The sequence below is a fragment of the Actinomadura chibensis NBRC 106107 genome, assembly GCF_001552135.1.
Classification (GTDB): Bacteria; Actinomycetota; Actinomycetes; order Streptosporangiales; family Streptosporangiaceae; genus Spirillospora; species Spirillospora chibensis.
This window is the reverse complement of sequence record NZ_BCQP01000067.1, coordinates 52,647-72,229: the sequence shown is the minus strand read 5'-3', so window position 1 is coordinate 72,229 and position 19,583 is coordinate 52,647. Positions and strand designations below refer to the sequence as shown.

The window sequence follows — 19,583 nt, the reverse complement described above, 5'->3', positions numbered from 1 at the left end:
TCCGGCGGACTGCACGGCGCGGGCTACATGACCGGCACGTCCATCGGAAAGTCGGGCGTCTTCGGCCGCCTCGCCGGACGCAACGCGGCACATGAGGAAAGCGAGCTCGAATGGTGAGGCCGATGGAACTGTTCGACCTGTCCGGGCAGGTGGCGCTGGTGGTCGGCGCGGCGTCCGGCGGTCTCGGGGAGCGCGCGGCGCGGGCCCTCGCGGGCGCGGGCGCGCGGGTCGCCGCCGCCGACCTGCCGTCCCGCGCCGCCGACCTCGCCGCCACCGCGCGGGACTGCGGGGCGAGCGCGCACGAGATCGACGTCACCGACGAAGCATCCGTCACGGCCGCCGTCTCCGCCGTGGTCGCAGAGCACGGACGGCTCGACGTCGTCGTCAACGCGGCGGGCGTCATGCTGCGCAAGCCCTACGACGAGACGACGGTGGACGAGTTCGAGCACGTCGTCCGGGTCAACCTCACCGGGACCTGGCTGGTCGGACGCGAGGCGGGCAAGGCCCTCACCCGGCAGGGCGGCGGCGGACGCATCGTCAACCTCACCACCGTCTACGCCGAACGCGTCGGGCCGGTGCCGGAGTCGGCGTACTACTCGTCCAAGGCCGGGGTCGTGAACGTGACGCGGGCGCTCGCCGCCGAACTCGGCCCGCACGGCGTCAACGTCAATTGCCTCGCCCCCGGCGTCTTCTACCCGACGCAGATGACGGCCGCGCTCGGCGCGCAACCCGACCGGCTGAAGTGGTTCGGCGAGCGCACCATGCTCGGCCGCCTCGGCGACCCGGACGCCGACTTCGCCGGGCCCCTGCTCCTGCTCGCGAGCCCGGCCGCCGCGTACATGACCGGGCAGGTCGTGTACGTGGACGGCGGCTGGTCCGCATGGTGACCCCGCCCGACCCGACTGAGGAGACCGATATGACCGCCGCCAAGAAGGCCCTGCTCATGCTCGACTACCAGGTCGCGCTGTGCGAGGAGGGCCCGCACCTGCGGATGCCGCCGCTCGCCGCGCAGATCGCCGAACGCGGCGTCCTCGCGACGGCGGAGCGCGTGCTGGCCGCCGCCCGCGCCGCCGGGACGCTCGTCGTGCACGTCCGGCTCGCGTTCGACCCGTCCTACAAGCTGCGCACGAACCGGCTGCCGCGCTTCGACCCGTACGAGGAGCAGCGCGCGATGCTCGCCGACTCGCCGGAGGCGCAGATCGTGAAGGCCCTCGCGCCGCGTCCGGACGAGCCGGTGATCGACAAGGGCTGCGTCGACCCGTTCGTCGGGACGCCGCTGCGCGACCTGCTCGCCGCCGAGGGCGTGACGGAGGTCGTGCTCGGCGGCGTCGCGACGAACCTGGTGGTCGAGTCGGCGGCGCGGCACGCGTCCGACTCCGGGCTCCAGGTGACGGTGGTCGAGGACATGTGCGCCTCGTTCCGCCCCGATTTCCACGAGTTCTCCGTGGCGAACATGCTGCCGCTCTTCGGTTCCGTGACCGGTTCCGCCGAGCTGGAATTCTGAGAGGAGACGGCATTGCGGACTCACCGTTACGACGTCGTCGTCGTCGGCGGCGGCGTCGCGGGCCTTTCGGCCGCCGTCTCGGCCGCCGAGAACGGCGCCCGCGTCGCGGTCCTGGAGCGCTCGCCGGAGGCCGAGACCGGCGGCAACACCCGCTACACCGAGGCCTTCCTGCGCATGAAGTCGCTGGACGAGGTCGCGGACGGTTTCGCCGACGCCCTCGTGGACGACTTCATGGGGCACCCGGACCCGTCCATCGTCAACGACGCCGCCCTTCCGCCCCGCAGGCAGAGCGCGCTTTACCGCGCCACCCACACCGTCGACCCGGAATACGTCGCCGCGCTGGCGGAGAAGGCGCCGCCGACGCTGCGCTGGATGTCCGGGCACGGCGTGCGGTTCGATTTCATGCCGACACCGTTCCTCACCCGGTCGACCACGCGGATGGCGCCCGTCGGCGGCGGGCTCGCCATCGTCGAGACGATGGGCAAGGCCGCCCGGGGCCTCGGCGCGGAATTCCATTTCGAGACGACGGCACGCCGCCTCGCCTTCACTGAGGAAGGCATCAACGGCGTCGTCGCGCACACGCCGGACGGGCCCGCGACGTTCGAGGGCGTGGTCGTGCTGGCCAGCGGCGGCTACCAGGGGAATTTCGAGCTGATGGCCCGTTATCACGGCGACCGCGCGCTGACGTGCCGCCCGGTCGCGAAGGGCGGGAACTACAACAAGGGCGAGGGCCTGGAAATGGCGCTCGCGCTCGGCGCCGCGACCGCCGGAAACTTCGCGCTCTTCCACGCCGAGCCGGTCGACCCGCGCAGCGGCGAGCCCGAGGCCGCCGTCTTCTGCTTCCCCTACGGCGTGCTGGTCAACAAGGACGGGCGCCGTTTCGTGGACGAGGCGCGCGGCACCGTCGACGCCTGGTACGAGCGGACGACCCGCGCCGTCCAGGCCCAGCCCGAAGGGATCGCCTGGGTCGTTCTCGACCGGCGGGGAATGGCGGTGCCGAACCTGATGGCGGGCGTCCGCACCGACATCGCGCCCGTCACCGCCGACACGATCGGCGAACTGGCCGGGCGCCTGGAACTGCCCGTCGCGGCCGTGGAATCGACCATTGCCGAGTACAACGCGGCCTGCCCGCCGCCGGACGGGTTCGACCACACCCGGCCTGACGGGCTCGCGACCCGCGGGCTCACTCCCGCGAAGTCGAACTGGAGCCGTCCCATCGCGGACGGGCCTTTCACCGCCTACCCGATAATGGCGGCGAACGTGTTCAGCTTCGGCGGCCTCAAGACGACGGCGGAGGCCGAGGTCGTCGACCGCGACGGACGCCCGATGCCCGGCCTCTACGCGGCCGGGGAACTGACGGGCCTCTACTACTCCAACTACACCGGCTCGACGTCGGTGCTGCGCGGCGCGACGTTCGGACGCGTCGCGGGCGCCAACGCCGCCGCCCGCGCGCTGGGGGCGTGAGCATGCGGATCTGGCACCAGTCGTTCACCGTTCTGGACGACGTCCCGCATTACCGCGACGCGCTCGCCCGGCACCTGCGTTCGCAGGCCCGTCCCGACACCGAGATCGAATTCCACGGGATGAGGCCGGGCACGTATCCGTCCGACTATCCGGGGACGCACATCGGCTACGCCTATCTCGCCGGGCTGCACAAGGAGCAGTTCGTGCACGCCGCGTTCCAGGCCGAGGACGAGGGCTACGACGCGTTCCTCATCGCGACCATTCCCGACACCGCGTACGAGGAGGTCCGGACGCTGGTCGACATCCCCGTCGTCGCGTTCGGCCAGACCTCCGTGCTCATGGCCGGGCAGCTCGGCGACCGCGTCGGGATCGTCAATTTCATCGGCGCGCTCGAACCGCGACTCCGCCGGAACATGCGCGACTACCGGCTCGACTCGCTGGTGGGTCCCATCGTCCAGGTGGACGCGGAGTTCTCCGACGTCATGGCCGCCTACGCCGATCCGCAACCGCTGCTGAACGCGTTCGCGCGGGCGGCGCGCAAGGCGATCGAGGCGGGCGCGAACGTCATCGTCCCCGGCGAGGGGCCGCTGAACGTGTTCCTTGCCGACCAGGGCGTCTCCCGGGTCGACGACGTTCCGGTGCTCGATTCCCTCGGCACGTGCGTGCGCGTCGCGGAACTGCGCGCCGCGCAATTCCGGGGCGCCGGTCTCGTCCCGGCGCGCCGGGGCTTCTACGGCGCGCGTCCGCCGCGCCCGCTGGTCGACGCCGCCCGCGATTTCTACGGAACGAACAGGACCCTGGCGTGACCGCCTGGGACACCGAGGTCGATGTCGCCGTGGTCGGCGGCGGGGCCTGCGGTGTAATGACCGCCCTTCGCGCCGCGCGCGATCCCGGCCGTCTCGTCGCCGTTTTCGAGAAGTCCACGCGCGAGGGCTGCAACGCCGCCATCTCCTCGGGGTCGCTCGCCGCCGGAGGCACCCGCTGGCAGGCCGCCGCTGGCATCGAGGATTCCCCGAAGCGGCACGCCGACGACATTCTGCGGGCGAGCGGCGACGAGGAATGGCGGCCCGTGGTGGAGGCGCTCTGCGCCGCCGCCCCGGACGTCGTGGAATGGATCGCCGGAACCGGATACCCCGTCGAACTCGGCACCGACATGCCCCGCGCCGGAATGACGGCGCGGCGGCTGCACACCGACACCGGACGGCTCGGCGGCGCCCGGCTCATGCGCCACCTGCGCGCCGTTCTCGGAACGCTCGACAACGTCGCCTTCGTGGACGAGGCCCCGGTCGTGGACCTCGTGTCGCACGAGGGCCGGGCGGTCGGCGTCGTCGTCTCGCAGAACGGCTCCCTTCAACGCGTCAAGGCCGATGCGGTCGTTCTCGCCGCCGACGGTTTCGCGGGCAGCCGGGACCTGGTCGGCGAGCATCTCCCGCACCTCGGGACGCCCTTCTACGGCGGAGTGTCCACGTCCACCGGAGACGCGCTCGCGTGGGCGCGGCGGCTCGGCGGCCAATTGCGGAACATGGGCGCCGCGCTGCGTTCCGGACTGGTCGTGGTCGACCACGGAACCCGCGTGTCCCCGGCATTGCCGTTCAACGGCGCCGTCCTCGTGAACCTCGACGGCGAGCGTTTCGTGGACGAGGAGTCGAAGGGCTATTCGTCCATGGCGGGAGTGCTGCGCCGCCAGCCGGGCGAGCGCGCCGCGATGGTCTTCGACGCCACCGCCATGGCCGCCACCCGCGAGTCGGAGATGATGCGCGAATGCCTCGCCGCGGGCGCCATTCACGACCGGCCGACCCTCGCGGAACTCGCCGCTTCCCTGAACCTCACGGAGGCGGAGACCGAGCGCGCTTTGACCCCGCTCCCGGGCCGCCGCCGACTCACCGCGCCCTACCATTTCGCCTGGGTCACCCACGGCCTTCTCGCCACCCAGGGCGGGCTCGTGATCGACCCGTCCGGACGCGTGCTGGACACCGGAGGCGAGCCGATCCCCGGCCTTTACGCGGGCGGCGGGACGGCCTGCGGCCTCGCCGGGCCCCATTCCGACGGCTACCTCTCCGGCAACGGCCTCCTGTCCGCCTTCGGAATGGGCTGGATCATCGGCAACGGCCTCGCCGCCGGTACCGTCCCCCGCCTTCCGTAGCCGCACCGGTTTTGCCCGCCATGGAGACGCGCCGGACGTATGGGCGCAACCCTGTCGACGACCTACGGTTCCTTGGTGGTCTTTTCCCAAATCGCCTTGTTTGACTGGAGGAAATGCGAGAGAGAGGAGACCGCCATGCCGGCCCCACCGTTCCAGCCTCCGGAGATGACGTATCCGCCGATCACGAGCGGCGCGACCGTCCGGCAGTGGCAGCAGCAGATGAAGAACCGCGGCTGGAACCTCGTCCCGGACGGGAAGTACGGCCCGATCAGCGAGCGGATCTGCACGAACTTCCAGCGGGAGCACCGGCTTGAGCCGGACGGGATCGTCGGCCCGATCACCTGGCGGGCCGCCTGGGAGGCCCCGAGCACGCTCGCCCCGCAGGCCCCGGCCGAGGTCCTGCACGTCGGCTCCTACGGCGACGCCGTCGCCGTCTGGGAGGAGCAGGCGGACAACCGCGGCTGGCCGATCAAGCACGTCGACAGCTCGTTCGACGAGGAGACCGCCGCCGCGTGCCGGGCGCTCCAGGCCGCCTACGGGCTGCCGGTCACGGGCAACGTCGACTACCAGACCTGGGACGCCGCCTGGCGCGAGGCCGCCCCCGCCTGACGCCCGCCCCCCGGACGGCCGGGAGGCCGGATGAGCCGCTGGACCGACTGGATCCCCGGCGCCGCGCGGCTCCGGGAGCGGCTGCGCGAGCGCGGCTCCTGGGTGCTGTGCGAGGAGGTGCGCGCGGGCATCCGCGAGATGGACGTCCTCGTCGCCGCCCGCAGGAGCGACGGCAAGGTGTCCGGCCAGGACGCCGAGCTGCTGCGCGGCGCCGACGAGGCCCTGGCCGAGGCGTCCCGCGTCATCGCCTTCGACGGGCACCGCAGATGCCACACGGCGTCGCACGTCACGAGCGCCCAGCTCCACCTCAACTCCGGGCGCTCGCTGTGGATGCGGACGCTGTCGCCCCGCGACCTCCAGTGCTACCTGCCCGCGATGATCGCCACGGTCAAGCAGTACCTGGTGCCGACCGACGAGAACCGGGCCGTGGTCGAGCAGATCGCCGTCCGGGTGCGGAAGGCGCAGGCCACCGGACGTCCCGCGCGGCTCTCCGGGGACCAGCTCGTCACCCTCGTCTCGTCGGTGTCCGCGGCGCGGCAGGCCGCCCTGCGCGAGAAGCTGCGCGCCAACAGCTTCGTGCGGATCGTCCACTGGGTCACGATCTTCCTGTTCCTGCTCGTGGTCCTCATCGGGGTGCTCACGGCGTGGCGGGACTCGGCCGTCCCGCTCTGCTTCTTCCCCGTGTCGGCGCCCGGCTCGAAGGGCGAGGTCAGCGTCGTCTGCCCGGTGGGGTCCCGGATGGGCGTCCCGGCGGCCGACGTCGCGGCGGCCACCCGGGAGACCGCCGGGTGGGCCGACTACGTCGTCGTCGAGATCGTCGGGATCGTCGCGGCCGGGATCGCGGCGGCGTCCGCGCTGCGCAAGATCCGCGGGACGTCCACCGCGTTCGGCATCCCGGTCGCGCTCGCCATGCTCAAGCTCCCGACCGGGGCCCTCACCGCCGTGCTCGGGCTGCTGCTGATGCGCGGCGCGTTCGTGCCCGGGCTGAACGCGCTCGACTCGTCGGCGCAGATCATCGCCTGGGCTGTCGTCCTCGGGTACTCGCAGCAGCTCTTCACCCGGTGGGTCGACCGGCAGGGGCAGGCCGTGCTGGACAGCGTGCGCGAGCCCGTGCCCGCCACGCTGTCGCCGCCGCGGCCCGCGCCGGCCGCGCCCGCGTCCGCGACGGGCAGGGCCCCGCCGCCCTGACCTCCGCTTAGAAGACCAGGGTCCAGCCTTCGCGGGACGCCTGCTCGCGGGTGTAGGAGACGCCGTCCACCTTGAGGCCGTCCGCGTTCAGCAGGGTGATCGCGCCGCCGCCGTTGCCGAGCTGGACGGGCGGCGCCAGCGGCACGGCGAGCGCCGCGCCCGGCTCGACCGTCCCGGACAGCGGCAGCCGGTTCTTCAGCCGGTCCGCGATCGCCCAGCCGTCGAGGACGACCCGTTCCGGCGACGCGTTCAGCAGCGTGACGGTCTCGTGCTCGGGCGCGGGGCCGACCGGGTTCACGAGCGCGCCGACGATCCGCACCACGCTGTCGGGCGAGCCCGGACCGGGCTCGTGGCCGGGGCCGCCCGTGTCGGGGATGGTGTGCCCGGTGGCGTCGTCGGTGTGCCACGACTGCGACCCGAACGCCAGGAACAGCGCGATCCAGCGTCCCGACGACAGCCGGATGAGGAGGCCGCCGTCCTGCCAGACGCCGTCGTCGGCGGTGAACCGCCCGGTGTTGCCCTGGTTCATGTGGATGTCGTGGACGCCGTTCCCCGGCGCGAAGCCGAAGATCTTGTCGCGCTTGTCCTCCGGGCCCCAGCGCTGCCCGAACGCGAACACGCGGGCGTCCTGGTCGTTCAGCGCCCGCTGGACGTGGTGGTCGAGGAACTCCCCGAGGTCGTTGTCGGGGCCGGGCACGCTCGTCGGCGCGGGACGCATCGCCGTCCGGTCGAACAGGTTCGCGCGGACGAAGTCGAGCGCCGCCCCGCCCGGCTTGCTGTCGAGCGGGGTGAAGCCGTCCGCCAGCCCGGCGACGGCATCGGTGACCGGGTGCTTGAAGTCGTCGACGGCCAGGTAGAGGAGGTCGGGCGGGGAGGTCTGCGAGCGGATGTTCACCGCGCAGCGGAAATCGCTCTCCCCGGCCTTGAGATGGATCTGGTAATGCGGCGTATCGGTCGTCTCGATACGGCGGTCGACGACCGTTCCCTTGAGCACGCCATAACCGTCGATCGGCATCGCAGCCATCCTCGCGTTCGTCCGGGCGGCGGCCCCGAACGCGCCGCCCTCGCACCTCTCGACGGTCGCAGTACCGCCGAGTCACGTACAGCCGCTTTCGCGTACTTGGCCAAAAGCGGTAATGATCCGGTCGCGTCCCGTTCACCCGGCGGTCCTGGCGAGCACGAGCCGGTCGGCGGTCCTGGACAGGACGGTGATGCCGTACGGCGCGCCCCGCCCGGCCGGGAACGCGACGGCGATCCGGTCGGGGCCGTGCCGCTCCCAGCGTCCCCGCACCTCGCGCGGACGGTCGTCCGGGCCGGGACGGTACTCGGCGAACGTGCCGTCCGCGTGGAACTCGATGCGGCGCCGGGGCCGCCGCGCCGGACGGAACGGGTGGTCGGCGGGCCGGTACACGGCCGCCTCCTCGGTGTCCTCCTCGAAGGCGTGGATCCAGGCGCCGGTCACGTCCGGCGGTTCTCCGCTGGACGGGCCGTTCACGAGCCGGAGCCGTGGCCGACGAGACCCAGCATGTTCTGGATGTCGGTGAGGACCTCCCTGGTCAGCCGCTCGGAGTCGTGCAGGAGCTTCTCGACGTCGCCGTTCTGCCCCCCGACCCCGGCGGGCTCCTTGGCCCCGGCGGGCGCGGGCGCGGCGGCGGGCGCGGGCGTGGCCGCGGCCTGGTGCGCGACGACGAACGAGGCGCGCGGACCGTCCAGGCAGGCGTTGATCCGCTCGCGCTGCCCCTTGGTGAACATGAACATGGTGTCGTCGTCGACGTAGTCCATGTAGTTCATGAACATGTCGCCGTTCGGCCCGTTGTCGCAGGTGATGTGCGGGAACTTCGGCTTGCCGGTGTTGGAGTCCGCCTGGTTCGGCGTGTCGGCGACGCGGTCGTCGTTGGTGCACGCGCCGTCGTCGTCGCCCCAGATGTGGAAGAGGTCGAGCCAGTGGCCGATCTCGTGGGTGGCGGTGCGTCCCCCGTCGTAGGGGGGCGCGGCGGTGCCGGTCGTCCCGAAGGCCGTGTCCAGGATGACGACGCCGTCCGTCTGCGGCGGGCCGCCGGGGAACTGCGCGTAGCCGAGCAGGCCGCCGCCCAACCGGCACACCCAGATGTTGAGGTACTGGTCGGTCGGCCATGGGTCGGACCCACCGGTCGCAGCGGCCTTCACCCCGTCGTGGGAGTCGAAGCCCGTCTGGTCGGTCTTGACCCGGACGATCCCGTCCGTGGGGTTGCCGAGCGGGTCGATCGTGGCGAGGGCGAACTGGCACTCGTTGTCGGCGACGAGCGAGCGCCACACGTCCGGCACCTTCGACACGTCGGGGTTGGCGGCCCGGTAGTCGCGGTTGAGGACGTCGATCTGGCTGGCGATCTGCGCGTCGTCGATGTTCTGGTCCGCGTCGTTGTAGACGACGTGGACGACGACGGGGAACGTCACCACCCCGCGCCGCGCGGCGCTGCGCCGTCCGGTCTCGTACATGAGCGCCCGGTTTTCGATCCGCTGCCGCTGGGCCCGGTAGGTCATGCTGTCGTTCAGCAGCCTGCGGTGCACCTGCATGGCCCCGCACAGGTCGCGTCTCGGCGGCGGGAAGGGAGTGGTCTCGGTCATGGCGGCGTCCGTCCTTTCGCGTCTCGGCATTAACCGCCTCAGTCGCCAGACCTACCAGCCGCCGTTTCTGAGCCGCGTTCCAATCGCCCCAAAACCTCGGAAAAGCTGTAGTTCATCCGCATTTCAATACTTTGGTCCGGTAATGACTTGTGCGGAGGGCCGCGCCTTCGCGGCCCCCCGCACAATCTCCGGGGACGGTCAACGCCCCGCGGTCTTCTCGTGCTCCGCGCCGGAGACGGGCGCGGGCGCCGGACGCTCCGGCCGGGGCGTCCGCAGCGCGGCGGCCACGAGACCCGCCCCGACCAGGGCGACCAGCCCCGCGCCGACGAACGCGGCGGAGAACCCGTCGGTGAGCGCGGGCAGGTTCCCGACCTGGTCCGCGCCCGCCGACGCGGCGATCGCGGTCATCGCCGCCAGGCCGAGCGCCGACCCCACCTGGTAGCTCGTGTTGACGATGCCGGACGCGAGCCCGCCCTCCTCCGGGCGCGCCGCCGAGATCGCGGTGCCGAGCGAGGGGATGAACGCGAGCGACATGCCGAGCGCGGCGAGCAGCGAGGCGGGCAGGACGTCCACCCAGTACGAGCCGTCCGAGCGGACCAGCGACAGCCAGCCCATCCCGGCGGCGAGCACCAGCAGGCCCGCGACGGTGACGGCCTTCGGCCCGAACCGTCCGATCGCGCGCGGCGCCAGGACGATCATCCCGAGCATGATCAGCACCGTCATCGGGACGAGCGCGGCCCCCGACGGGAAGGCGCTGTAGCCGAGCACCTGCTGAAGGTAGAGGTTCAGGAAGAACCACATCGGGATCCACGCGCCGCCGAGCAGCAGTTGCGCGAGGTTCGCGGCGCCGAGGTTCGGCGCCCGGAAGATCGACAGCGGCATCAGCGGGGCGCGCCGGGACGCCTGGACGCCGAGGAACGCGCCGAGCAGCGCGAGCCCGCCCGCGAGCACCGCCCAGGTCTCGCCCGCGTCCCAGCCGACCTCGGGCGCGCGGACGACCGCGAACACGATCGCGCCGAGCCCGGCCGTCGAGGTCAGCGCGCCGACCACGTCCACCGAGCCGCGGGCGCGGCCGCCGCCGCCCGGCATCAGCGCGGGCGCGGCTGCCAGCGCCAGGACGGCGATCGGGATGTTGACGTAGAACACCCACGGCCACGACACGTACTCGGTGATGAGGCCGCCGAGGAACACCCCGGCCGTGCCGCCCGCCGGGGCCGCCGCCCCGTACAGCGACAGCGCCTTGGTCAGCTCGCGCGGCTCGGAGCCGAACAACATCATCAACAGCGTCAGCGCGGCGGGCGCGATGAGCGCGGCGCCGACGCCCTGGACGGCGCGTCCGGTCAGCTCGACCTGGACGTTCCCGGCGGCGCCCGCCACGGCGGACCCGGCGAGCAGGACGGCCCAGCCGGTCGAGAACAGCCGCCGGGCGCCGAACAGGTCCGACAGCCGGCCGCCGAGCAGCAGCAGGCCGCCGAACGCGACGACGTAGGCGTTGAACACCCAGGACAGGTTCTCCTGCGAGAAGCCCAGGTCGTCCTGGATGCGCGGCAGGGCCACCCCGATGATCGAGGTGTCCATGATCACCATGAACTGGGCCAGCGCGATCAGCGCGAGCGCCCACCAGCGGCGGCTCGCGGGCGGTGCGGAACGTGCGGACATGACCTCTCCTTCTCCTACCCCCTGGGGGTATATCCCGGGGAAACGGGGCTTACCCTAGGGGGGTATGTCCGAAACGTCAAGCCCTGCGGAAACGCCCCGGCGGCGCGCGGGGGTCAGCCGATCGTCGTAGGACGCCGGTCCGAAGGACGCCACCGTCCGGTACCTGAGGACGAGTGCCCGATCGACGTTCAGCCGACGCGCGCCGTGCCCCTCTCCGGAGAAGGTCGGGGGGAGGGCTCATCGATCCGTTTCGGGAGGCGGAATGGGAATCAAGCGGGCGTGCGCGGCCGCGGTCGCGGCACTGGCGGTGGTCGGCGTGCCGGTGGCGGCGCTGCCGGGGTCGGCGTCGGCGGGGCCCGGGCTGCGGCTGTTCGTCGCGCCCTGGGGGAACGACGCGTGGCCGGGCACCATCGAGCGCCCATTCGCAACACCCGAACGGGCGCAGCGGGCCGTCCGGAAACTGACGGCGACGATGGCGTCGGACATCGTGGTGGATTTCCGGTCGGGCCTGTACCGGCTGGCCGAGCCGCTCACCCTGACGGAGGAGGCGGGCGACTCCGGCCGTAACGGCCACCGCGTCATCTACCAGGCGCACGGCTACGGGACGCCGCGCCAGGAGAAGGTGACGCTCAGCGGCGGACGCGAGGTCACCGGATGGAGGCCCGCCGAGAACTTAAAAGGGTTCTGGCGGGCTGACGTCGGGGGAATGGACGTCCGCCAGCTCTACGTCGACGACCGGCGGGCGCCGCGCCTCAGCCGCGGGAGTTCGGGCCCGAGCGGCGGCGCACTGAAACTGACGAAGACCGGCTACACCACCACGAGTCCCATTCCGAGGACGTGGCGCAATCCCGCCGACATCGAGTTCGTCTACCGCTACGCGTATGTCGAGGGCCGGTGCGGAGTGGCCGGGATCTCCAGCCGCGCCGGTAAGACCACGATCACCATGGACCAGCCGTGCTGGAACATGGCCAGGGACCTCTACGGCGCCGAATCCCTCAAGCAATGGTTCGCGATCGAGAACTCCCCGAGCTTTCCGAGTAAACCCGGCAGTTGGTATCTCGACCGTTCCCGGCCCGGACGGCATGTGCTGCTCTACCGTCCACGGCCGGGGGAGGACATGCGCCGCGTCCGCGTGACGGCCCCCGTCCTGCAATCTCTCGTCAATGGTTCGGGACGGCCCGGGCGCCCATTGCACGACATCGCCTTCAAGGGCCTGACCTTCGCCCACGCGACGTGGCTCGCGCCCAACGAGCCGGGCGGATTCGCCGCCGCGTGGAGCATGTACATGCGTCCGGCGAAGGACGGCATGACGGCGCTGACGGTGCCGGGGAACGTCGCCTTTCGCACGTCCGAGCGCATCACCGTGGAGGGCAACCGCTTCGCCCACCTGGGCGCCCAGGCCCTGGAGTTCTCCAAGAACAGCTCCTACAACGTCGTCGACGGGAATGTCATCACCGACGTCTCGGACGGGGGGATCCTCCTGGGCGTCGCGCCGCCCGACATGACGGGCACGAATCGCGGCAACCGCGTCACCAACAACTGGATTCACGCAACAGGGGCGGAATACAGCGCGTCATCCGCCATCTGGGACACCGCAACGCAGCACACGACCATCGCGCACAACCAGGTCAACGACGTCCCTTACAGCGGAATCCTGTCCGGGCCCAGCGAGGATCTGCGGGGCATCATGCGCGGCAACCGCATTCTCAACAACCGCGTGTTCCGCACGAACCGGCTGCTGGCCGACGGCGGCGGGATCTACCTGCGCGGCGAGCAGGGGACGGGCTTCGCGGACGGCGCCGTCATCAGCGGCAACGTCGTCACCGAAAGCAAGTTCACCCCCGAATGGAACGTCGGGGTCTACACCGACGACAGCACCAATTGGGTCACCGTCGATCGCAACGTCGTCTACGACTACGTGGCCTCGATCGGCGGGTGCAGCGAGGAGTGGGGGAACCGTCCCGTCCAGAACGTCCGGTATCGCGGCAACTTCTGGGACGACGCCGTCCCGAGCTGGCTGAAGCGCCGCGAGTTCCCCGGAGCCTGGCCCCCGGCCGACGAGCAGCACCCGGAAGAAGGATGCGGCGAACCCAGAAAACTCCATTTCGCGGGCAACACAAAGCTACCCCCCGCCGATCCAGGCCAAGCCTGCGGCACCAACCCACGATGCCTGGCCATCATCCAAACCGCCGGCCCACTCCCCCCATACCGCCACCTCCTCCTAACCCCGTAACACCCCCACGGGTCAACCGCCCTCGTATCGGGAGAGGTCCTCGGTGGTGCTTACCAGCCGGAACACTTGTCCTCCGGGGGCCTGGAAGTACAGGTGCGGATCCGGCACATCGAGTACCTTGACGTCGAAGTCGATGATTCTCTGCCGCATTTTCTCGACGTCCTCCGCCTTCAACTCCAGGAAGATCGCCTTCAGGAAGTCGTCGTCGGTCAGGGCGTCCTCGGCGGCGTAGGTCACCCCTTCGTCCACCTTCCGCCCGTCACCGGCGTCGTAGAGGAACGCGATATAGAAATCGTCTCCTATGCGGAAGTCGTCCTTGTCGTCGAACTTCCTGAGGAGTTCGCAGCCGAGGACGTCGCGGTAGAACTTCCGAATTCTGTCCCGTTCCGTCCGGCTCACTCGAAGCGCCGAATGGTTTCCGATGATGACCTCTGCCATGGGTCTCGCACTCTCCTGCGTCAGATCGGTTCGGTTGTCGAGCGCAGCGCCTGGATCGACTCGGCGATCGTCTTGATCCGGCGGAGGCGCGCGTCCCACGCCGCGCCGACCGAGGCCAGTTGCTCGACGGCGCGGGAGAACTGCGCCTCGTTGACGACGTAACGCACTTCGCGGCCCTCCTTGCGGGGCACGACCAGTTCGGCGCGCTCCAGGACGCCCAGATGCTTCGCGACCGCCTGGCGCGTCACGGGCAGATGGCCGCTCAGGCTCGTCGCCGTGCCGGAGCCGTCGGCGAGGAGCAGGTCCAGCAGTCGGCGCCGGGTCGGGTCGCCGATGGCCGCCCACAGTTCGTCGTCGATCGTCGGGGTCATGACCGCACCAGGCCCGCCGCGTACGCCGCGAGGCTCGGGAGGTGCCGGTCCCAGCCCGCACAATGGCTGCGGTAATGCGCCTCCAGTTGGGCGGCCTCCCAGCCGACCTCCCGGAATCCGGCCTCGGTGAGGCGTAGCAGCGTCCCGCCGTCGGCGGGCACCAGCTCGAACGTCACCAGGAACGAGTTCTGCGGCGTCGCCTCCTGGTCCTCCGGGTGAGCCCAACGGAAGACGAATCGCCGCGGCGCGTCCGCCTCGACGACGTGGATCGGCACGACGAGCGCGCCGCCACCGTCCCGCCGTTGCCTGGTCATCCGCCCGTCACCGCCCGGCACGGCCGGGAACGACGCGTCGAAGCCCCACCATTGCGCAATGTGCTCGGGCTTCGTGATGACCTCGTAGACCACGTCGGGAGCGGCGTCGATACGGATCTCGCGCGCTATGGTCCCGTACTCCACGACCCCTCCCCTGACCAGCAACCATTGGTTGCACCTTAGGTCACCGCAGACCGACGCGCAACCATCGGTTGCACGGCGCACGTCGCGGAGCCATCACGTGGAGGAGAGGAGCGCCGCAGGTGGTGTTTTCATCTGAAGCCGTTGTAGACGACGTCTTCTATGTGTGCCTTCACTAGGCGCAGGTTTGGCGGGGTGTCGCGTTGGGTCATTTCCTGGGTAACGCGGCGGATCACCTCTAGTTCGGGGTGCAGGTAGGCGTTGTCCTTTCTCCGCGACCCGGTGATCTGGCTTATCGCGCCGCGTTCAGCCCAACGCACAAGCGTGGCCGGTGACAGGCCGGTAAGCCTGCTCGCCTCACTGGTGCAGAGCCAGTTGCTGGCTTGGACGCCGTATAACACGGCGATCCAGCCCCAGCTGATGCGGTCGATGGTGTCGTGGATGGGGTCGACCAGGGTCACGCGCTTACCGCCTGGTCGCCGACTTCCAGTTCAGCCCACACGACCTTGCCCCAGGGAGCGACGGGGTAGAAACCCCACCGCACAGAAAGGGCTTCGACCATCTGGAGGCCCCGGCCTGTCGTGGGAAGCTGGTGTGTGGAAAGCGTGGGGTCGAACGGTCGCAGCTCGGGCTCACCGGGGAGGCGATCCCAGACTTCCACGGCCACGGAGGACGAGAAGCTCAGCATCCGAACGCGGATCAACGTGGACGCGCCGTTCGCCTGCCATTGGCGCGTCTTGCGGAACTCACCGCATGCGTCCACAGCGTTCGTCACCAATTCCCCGCCGACGGTGAGCATGTCGTCCACCACACTGGAAATGCCCCAGTGTTGGAGGGTTCGCTTCAGGAAGTGACGTGCGACGGCGAGGGAAGCGGGAGTCCCGGTGATGTCGAGAACGTCACTGAAGCGGATGGGATTTGCCAGGTGCGTGGCGTGTTCGAGAGGCATGCTTCGTCCTGCGGGCTGGGCGATCGGGGATGGGCGGGGCCGGGAGGGAGGCGAGTCCCCCGGTTCAGCGGCGGCTCATGAACCGGGCGGCGACTTCCGGCGGGTCGAGGTCAGGTAGGAAGAGGCACTGCGATTTGCCGAAAACGTGGCCGCGCCACCAGCCCGGCCCCAGGTCGCTCGGGGCGTAGAACGCGCAGACGACCGGCCCGTCCCGCTCGGCGATGATGAATACGCCGTTATTGCGGTACATCTCGTATGTGCCGAAGTCGAGGGTCACGCGGACCGCCTCGCCGCCATGATCTCCGCACCGAGCCGCTCGGGGTTCTCGCCTTCGACGAGCCGTTCCCGGTCGACGAGCGCCCACCACTCCTGCGTGAAGTAGCCGAACCACACCGTCGTCGCGCCGTACCGGTCCTGGAGGCGCCGGGCCTCGGCGACCCGGATCGGGACCGGGTCGATCACGGCCGTGTCGTCGGGCAACGGCTCGGTGGACGTCCGCGTCGTGCTCACTGGGCGTCCTCCTCGCGGAGAAGCCTCGCCAGTTCGTCGATGCTGCTCGCGCGCAGGACGGCGTGCTCGGGCGCGGCGGGCACGGTCTCGGCGAGCCAGTCGCCGTGTCGGCCGGTCGGCAGGACCTCTCTCCAGATGTCCCACCGATCTCCGTACTCGGCGCGCAATTCCTCTGCCTGTGACGGGCGCGGCGTTTCCACGGTGGCGATCATCTCCGGCTCCCTGACTGCGGGTTGCCGGTGACGCTATGTAGAGCCAGGGTGACGGAACAGGGACGATGCGCGACTGTTTAGCAGCGCCGATTCTGAAGGGATACGGGCCGTAGCCCTTTGGCTCCGAGCGCTGACGAAGGAGGCCCTGCGACCTACGCTGAGGTTGTCGAGACCATCAGGAAGGGGCAGGGCCAATGCACGAATCTAGCATTTCGGACCGCGTCCGGGAGCTGCGACGGCGCCGCGGAATGACACAGGAGGAACTCGCCGAACGGGCGGGCCTGTCCCTGGCGGTCATCAAAAAGCTGGAGCAGGGCGGCACCTGCCGAATGGAGACCTACCACCAGCTCGCCCGCACCCTCGATGTGACGACCGTATGGTTCGCGTCCGCTGGATCGCCCGAACCGGCTGAGGCGACCGTGGACGAAGTCGTGCTCGCCGACATACGGTCGGCGATCAACCCGCCCGTCGGAATGGCCGGGCGCCCGCTGTACGGCACCGCCGACGATGACCATCCCGACCTGAAAAGGCTCGGCCGTGCCGTCCGCATGGTCGCCCAGAAGTACCACGCCGACGAGTACGACGACCTCGCCAAGATGATGCCCGCGCTCGTCCGGTCGGCCCACCATCACGTGGACGCCTACGACGCCGGGGACGCCCGACGCGAGGCGCTCCGGCTCCGCGCCGACGTGACCGGGCTCGCGGGCAGGTACCTGATCCAGATTCGCGCCCACGACCTCGCGCTGATCGCCCTGCACGCGAGCCTGCGGGACGCGCTGGAGATCGAGGACCTCCCGCTCGCAGCGGCGTCGGTGTCCTCGCAGGCGTGGGCGATGCTCCGGCAAGGCCGATTCGACGAGGTGGAGCGGTTGTCCATCACGACCGCCGACCAGATCGAGCCGAAGATGAGCACCGCCACGCCCGACGAGTTGTCGGGGTGGGGATGGCTGCTGCTGCGCGCCGCCGCCGCCGCGTCCCGCAACAACCGCGCCGCTGAGGCACGCGATTACACACGGACAGCCGCTACGGCCGGAACCCGGCTCGGCGAGCAGAAGCACAACCTGTCCGGGCACAAGACCTTCGGGCCGCTTGACCCGCAGATCGTGCTGGCCGAGGTCGAGATGCTCGACGACCGCCCGGACAAGGTGATCCAGCTCGCCGACGAGTTGCCTCGCGGAGTCGGTCGGACGGACACCTCGTCATGGGACCGGCACCGTCTCGACATCGCGCGGGCGCGGCTCCGGCTCGGCGACGCCGACAAGGCGACCAACATCATGACCGGGCTGAGGCAGACGCACCCCGAATGGCTCCGCTACCAGCAGTACGGGCGCGACATCACGCGGGAGATCATCGAGGCCCGTCCGCGTATGCCCTCACGGGCGATGCTCGACCTCGCCGACTTCATGGGCGTCGAACCGTGACCGACGCCGACGTCCAGGCGAATGCCCGCTGGGAACGGCTGCTCGAAGAGGTGCCGCGCCACCTCTTCGTCCCGGACATCGCCGTGGTGGGGGCCGTCATGGACGACCCGCGGTCGTGGATCGACCGGACGGCCGACCCGGACCGCTGGTGGGCGACCGTGAACAGCGACACCGCGATTGGCGTCCAGCTCGATGACGGCACGGTCGACCTCACCGCGAAGACCGAGGCCGACCCGTGCGCGGTCGCCACCAGTTCGACGTCCGCCCCACACCTGGTCGCCGAAATGCTCGACCTCCTGGACGCCCGTCCGGGGCACCGCGTCCTGGAGGTGGGCACAGGCACCGGGTGGACGGCAGCCCTACTGGCGGGCAGGGTCGGTAATGCCAACGTCGTGAGCGTGGAGATCGACGCCGCCGTCGCCGCACGCGCCGCTGAGAACCTGCGGTCCGCCGGGGCCGATGTCCGGGTGATCAACGCGGACGGGACGCGGGGCTGGCCTGCCGGGGCTCCCTACGACCGGGTTCACGTCACGGTCGGCGTGCAGACCATCCCGTACGCATGGGTGGAGCAGACGCGGCCCGGCGGGGTGATCGTGCTTCCCTGGATGCCGGGCTGGCGGTCAGGCCACCTGGTCAAGCTCACCGTCACCGATGAGGGGGCCGCCCACGGCCGGATCGGTGAGGCATGCGGCTTCATGCTGCTGCGCGACCAGCGCCGGACGCCGGGCCCGGCCGAGGGCACCACAAGAGAGTCGCAGGCCACGGTGCCGCCGCGCGAGGTCGCGGAGGCCGAAGAGGGCTTCGAGATCATGCTCGCCGCATGCCTCCCCGGCGTGGAGGGCGGCGGGTTCCACAACGACGACGGCTCCTACCGCCTGGTGGTTCGTGACCACGAGTCGCGCGCTCTGGTCGTCCAACGTCCTGGGGAGCCGGTCGCCGAGGTCGAGCAGGCTGGCCCCCGCGATCTCTGGGACGAACTCGTGGCCGCATACCGCCGCTGGTGCTCGTCGGGCAGACCGGGCCGGGACCGTTTCGGCCTGTCAGTGACCCTTGAGGGAACCCTGATGCCGTGGGACCGGCAAGGTTTGAATTCTGCTTAGAAGAGGTCCCAGAAGTCGGGGCGTTGGTTCATTTGGTCGGCGGTTTCTTCGAGGATGATCTCGCCTGAGCGCATTACGTAGGCTCGGTCGGTTATCTGGAGGGCCTGTTTGACGTTCTGTTCTAGGAGGAGGATGGCGATTTGTTCGTCGTCGGCCAGGGAGCGGAGGCGGGCGAAGATCGTCTCCACGACGGAGGGGGCCAGGCCCAGGGACGGTTCGTCCAGGAGCAGGAGGCGCGGGCGGGCCATTAGGGCCATTCCCAGGCTCACCATTCGTTGCTGGCCGCCCGACATCGATCCGGCTGGTTGCTTTTCGCGCTCGTCCAGGATGGGGAACAGTTCCTTTACGGCTGCCAGGCGTTCGGCGGTGTTGGTGCCGGAGGGGGCGTTCGCGGCGCCCAGGAGAAGGTTGTCGTGTACTGAGAGGTCGGGGAAGACGAAGCGCTCGGACGGGATCATCGCGGCGCCCGCCGCCACGGCGCGGCGGACGGGGCGGCGCGTTGTGTCCTGTCCGGCTATTCGGACCGTTCCGGAGCGGGGGCGGACGGCGCCGAGCACCGACCTGATCGTGGTTGTTTTTCCGGCGCCGTTGTGGCCCATGAGTGTGACGATCTCGCCCGCGTTTACGTGGAGGGCGACGCCGTGCAGGACCTCTTTGCGGCCGTAGCCCGCGATCAGGCCGCTCACGTCGAGTAGTGGCTCGTTCTGCACCGTGGTCACGCGG

The 19,583-nt window shown here is 70.5% G+C and carries 23 protein-coding genes; 10 read left to right on the top strand and 13 right to left on the bottom strand.

Annotated features, from left to right (window positions below):
- Positions 1–122: 122 nt before the first annotated feature.
- The 7 genes from ACH01S_RS34820 (at position 123) to ACH01S_RS34790 (ending at position 6,908) form a co-directional block, all read left to right on the top strand.
- Positions 123–887, top strand: coding sequence for an SDR family oxidoreductase (locus ACH01S_RS34820; RefSeq protein ID WP_218010507.1), 765 nt, complete (start codon positions 123–125; stop codon positions 885–887).
- 29 nt (positions 888–916) lie between these two features.
- Positions 917–1,504 carry a cysteine hydrolase family protein gene (locus ACH01S_RS34815; protein WP_067902095.1) on the top strand — a complete coding sequence of 196 codons (588 nt, stop codon included), beginning with the start codon at positions 917–919 and terminating at the stop codon, positions 1,502–1,504.
- A 12-nt stretch (positions 1,505–1,516) separates the two neighbouring features.
- Positions 1,517–2,968: an FAD-dependent oxidoreductase gene (locus tag ACH01S_RS34810; protein WP_067902093.1), complete on the top strand. Its 1,452-nt coding sequence runs from the start codon at positions 1,517–1,519 to the stop codon at positions 2,966–2,968.
- A gap of 2 nt (positions 2,969–2,970) precedes the next feature.
- Positions 2,971–3,774 carry an aspartate/glutamate racemase family protein gene (locus ACH01S_RS34805; RefSeq protein WP_067902088.1) on the top strand — a complete coding sequence of 268 codons (804 nt, stop codon included), beginning with the start codon at positions 2,971–2,973 and terminating at the stop codon, positions 3,772–3,774.
- Entirely contained in the window at positions 3,771–5,111 is a 1,341-nt protein-coding gene (locus ACH01S_RS34800) for an FAD-dependent oxidoreductase (protein WP_067902083.1), read from the top strand. The genes ACH01S_RS34805 and ACH01S_RS34800 overlap by 4 nt, the downstream gene beginning before the upstream one ends.
- 135 nt (positions 5,112–5,246) lie before the next feature.
- The gene (locus ACH01S_RS34795; protein WP_067902080.1) at positions 5,247–5,720 is read left to right on the top strand and encodes a peptidoglycan-binding domain-containing protein; all 474 of its coding nucleotides are present in this window, start codon (positions 5,247–5,249) and stop codon (positions 5,718–5,720) included.
- Between the two features lie 30 nt (positions 5,721–5,750).
- Entirely contained in the window at positions 5,751–6,908 is a 1,158-nt protein-coding gene (locus ACH01S_RS34790; RefSeq protein WP_067902078.1) for a hypothetical protein, read from the top strand.
- Positions 6,909–6,915: 7 nt separating this feature from the next.
- Here ACH01S_RS34790 and ACH01S_RS34785 read toward each other — a convergent pair whose 3' ends face one another.
- The 4 genes from ACH01S_RS34785 to ACH01S_RS34770 form a co-directional block, all read right to left on the bottom strand.
- Positions 6,916–7,923 carry a DUF2278 family protein gene (locus ACH01S_RS34785; RefSeq protein ID WP_067902076.1) on the bottom strand — a complete coding sequence of 336 codons (1,008 nt, stop codon included), beginning with the start codon at positions 7,921–7,923 and terminating at the stop codon, positions 6,916–6,918.
- A gap of 141 nt (positions 7,924–8,064) precedes the next feature.
- The gene (locus tag ACH01S_RS34780) at positions 8,065–8,370 is read right to left on the bottom strand and encodes a hypothetical protein (protein ID WP_067902074.1); all 306 of its coding nucleotides are present in this window, start codon (positions 8,368–8,370) and stop codon (positions 8,065–8,067) included.
- A gap of 29 nt (positions 8,371–8,399) precedes the next feature.
- Positions 8,400–9,512, bottom strand: a complete 1,113-nt coding sequence (locus tag ACH01S_RS34775; protein WP_067902071.1) for a zinc metalloprotease — start codon at positions 9,510–9,512, stop codon at positions 8,400–8,402.
- A 198-nt stretch (positions 9,513–9,710) separates the two neighbouring features.
- A complete protein-coding gene (locus tag ACH01S_RS34770; RefSeq protein ID WP_067902069.1) occupies positions 9,711–11,171 on the bottom strand; it encodes an MFS transporter in 1,461 nt (486 codons plus the stop codon).
- 262 nt (positions 11,172–11,433) lie between these two features.
- Between ACH01S_RS34770 and ACH01S_RS34765 the strand changes: the two genes are divergently transcribed.
- Positions 11,434–13,404, top strand: a complete 1,971-nt coding sequence (locus ACH01S_RS34765; RefSeq protein ID WP_083981488.1) for a right-handed parallel beta-helix repeat-containing protein — start codon at positions 11,434–11,436, stop codon at positions 13,402–13,404.
- A 12-nt stretch (positions 13,405–13,416) separates the two neighbouring features.
- On the opposite strand, the gene ACH01S_RS34760 is transcribed toward ACH01S_RS34765, so the two are convergent.
- From ACH01S_RS34760 to ACH01S_RS44065, 8 genes are all read right to left on the bottom strand, one after another.
- Positions 13,417–13,842 carry a VOC family protein gene (locus ACH01S_RS34760; RefSeq protein ID WP_067902066.1) on the bottom strand — a complete coding sequence of 142 codons (426 nt, stop codon included), beginning with the start codon at positions 13,840–13,842 and terminating at the stop codon, positions 13,417–13,419.
- Positions 13,843–13,862: 20 nt separating this feature from the next.
- The gene (locus tag ACH01S_RS34755) at positions 13,863–14,213 is read right to left on the bottom strand and encodes an ArsR/SmtB family transcription factor (RefSeq protein ID WP_067902063.1); all 351 of its coding nucleotides are present in this window, start codon (positions 14,211–14,213) and stop codon (positions 13,863–13,865) included.
- On the bottom strand, positions 14,210–14,671 hold the full coding sequence (locus ACH01S_RS34750) for an SRPBCC domain-containing protein (protein WP_067902060.1): 462 nt from the start codon (positions 14,669–14,671) through the stop codon (positions 14,210–14,212). Before ACH01S_RS34750 ends, ACH01S_RS34755 begins: the two co-directional genes overlap by 4 nt.
- 128 nt (positions 14,672–14,799) lie before the next feature.
- Positions 14,800–15,129 carry a MerR family transcriptional regulator gene (locus ACH01S_RS34745; protein WP_067902057.1) on the bottom strand — a complete coding sequence of 110 codons (330 nt, stop codon included), beginning with the start codon at positions 15,127–15,129 and terminating at the stop codon, positions 14,800–14,802.
- Positions 15,126–15,617 carry an ATP-binding protein gene (locus ACH01S_RS34740; protein WP_067902054.1) on the bottom strand — a complete coding sequence of 164 codons (492 nt, stop codon included), beginning with the start codon at positions 15,615–15,617 and terminating at the stop codon, positions 15,126–15,128. The genes ACH01S_RS34745 and ACH01S_RS34740 overlap by 4 nt, the downstream gene beginning before the upstream one ends.
- Before the next feature lie 64 nt (positions 15,618–15,681).
- Positions 15,682–15,894 carry a hypothetical protein gene (locus tag ACH01S_RS34735; protein ID WP_067902051.1) on the bottom strand — a complete coding sequence of 71 codons (213 nt, stop codon included), beginning with the start codon at positions 15,892–15,894 and terminating at the stop codon, positions 15,682–15,684.
- On the bottom strand, positions 15,891–16,127 hold the full coding sequence (locus ACH01S_RS34730) for a hypothetical protein (protein WP_067902048.1): 237 nt from the start codon (positions 16,125–16,127) through the stop codon (positions 15,891–15,893). The genes ACH01S_RS34735 and ACH01S_RS34730 overlap by 4 nt, the downstream gene beginning before the upstream one ends.
- A complete protein-coding gene (locus ACH01S_RS44065) occupies positions 16,124–16,339 on the bottom strand; it encodes a hypothetical protein (RefSeq protein ID WP_148344513.1) in 216 nt (71 codons plus the stop codon). The genes ACH01S_RS34730 and ACH01S_RS44065 overlap by 4 nt, the downstream gene beginning before the upstream one ends.
- Before the next feature lie 194 nt (positions 16,340–16,533).
- Between ACH01S_RS44065 and ACH01S_RS34725 the strand changes: the two genes are divergently transcribed.
- Together ACH01S_RS34725 and ACH01S_RS34720 are read left to right on the top strand one after the other, a co-directional pair.
- Positions 16,534–17,760 carry a helix-turn-helix domain-containing protein gene (locus ACH01S_RS34725; protein ID WP_067902045.1) on the top strand — a complete coding sequence of 409 codons (1,227 nt, stop codon included), beginning with the start codon at positions 16,534–16,536 and terminating at the stop codon, positions 17,758–17,760.
- Complete coding sequence (locus tag ACH01S_RS34720; RefSeq protein ID WP_067902042.1) at positions 17,757–18,860, top strand: methyltransferase domain-containing protein; 1,104 nt, start codon at positions 17,757–17,759, stop codon at positions 18,858–18,860. Before ACH01S_RS34725 ends, ACH01S_RS34720 begins: the two co-directional genes overlap by 4 nt.
- Here ACH01S_RS34720 and ACH01S_RS34715 read toward each other — a convergent pair.
- A complete protein-coding gene (locus ACH01S_RS34715; protein WP_083981486.1) occupies positions 18,857–19,579 on the bottom strand; it encodes an ABC transporter ATP-binding protein in 723 nt (240 codons plus the stop codon). The genes ACH01S_RS34720 and ACH01S_RS34715 overlap by 4 nt on opposite strands.
- Between the last annotated feature and the right edge of the window lie 4 nt (positions 19,580–19,583).

Excerpts from the sequence above, each read along its gene's own strand:
- ACH01S_RS34820 (WP_218010507.1), top strand. The coding sequence starts at position 123 with ATGGAACTGTTCGACCTGTCCGGGCAGGTGGCGCTGGTGGTCGGCGCG.
- ACH01S_RS34815 (WP_067902095.1), top strand. The coding sequence starts at position 917 with ATGACCGCCGCCAAGAAGGCCCTGCTCATGCTCGACTACCAGGTCGCG.
- ACH01S_RS34805 (WP_067902088.1), top strand. The coding sequence starts at position 2,971 with ATGCGGATCTGGCACCAGTCGTTCACCGTTCTGGACGACGTCCCGCAT.
- ACH01S_RS34795 (WP_067902080.1), top strand. The coding sequence starts at position 5,247 with ATGCCGGCCCCACCGTTCCAGCCTCCGGAGATGACGTATCCGCCGATC.
- ACH01S_RS34790 (WP_067902078.1), top strand. The coding sequence starts at position 5,751 with ATGAGCCGCTGGACCGACTGGATCCCCGGCGCCGCGCGGCTCCGGGAG.
- ACH01S_RS34785 (WP_067902076.1), bottom strand. The coding sequence starts at position 7,923 with ATGCCGATCGACGGTTATGGCGTGCTCAAGGGAACGGTCGTCGACCGC.
- ACH01S_RS34775 (WP_067902071.1), bottom strand. The coding sequence starts at position 9,512 with ATGACCGAGACCACTCCCTTCCCGCCGCCGAGACGCGACCTGTGCGGG.
- ACH01S_RS34770 (WP_067902069.1), bottom strand. The coding sequence starts at position 11,171 with ATGTCCGCACGTTCCGCACCGCCCGCGAGCCGCCGCTGGTGGGCGCTC.
- ACH01S_RS34765 (WP_083981488.1), top strand. The coding sequence starts at position 11,434 with ATGGGAATCAAGCGGGCGTGCGCGGCCGCGGTCGCGGCACTGGCGGTG.
- ACH01S_RS34760 (WP_067902066.1), bottom strand. The coding sequence starts at position 13,842 with ATGGCAGAGGTCATCATCGGAAACCATTCGGCGCTTCGAGTGAGCCGG.
- ACH01S_RS34755 (WP_067902063.1), bottom strand. The coding sequence starts at position 14,213 with ATGACCCCGACGATCGACGACGAACTGTGGGCGGCCATCGGCGACCCG.
- ACH01S_RS34740 (WP_067902054.1), bottom strand. The coding sequence starts at position 15,617 with ATGCCTCTCGAACACGCCACGCACCTGGCAAATCCCATCCGCTTCAGT.
- ACH01S_RS44065 (WP_148344513.1), bottom strand. The coding sequence starts at position 16,339 with ATGATCGCCACCGTGGAAACGCCGCGCCCGTCACAGGCAGAGGAATTG.
- ACH01S_RS34725 (WP_067902045.1), top strand. The coding sequence starts at position 16,534 with ATGCACGAATCTAGCATTTCGGACCGCGTCCGGGAGCTGCGACGGCGC.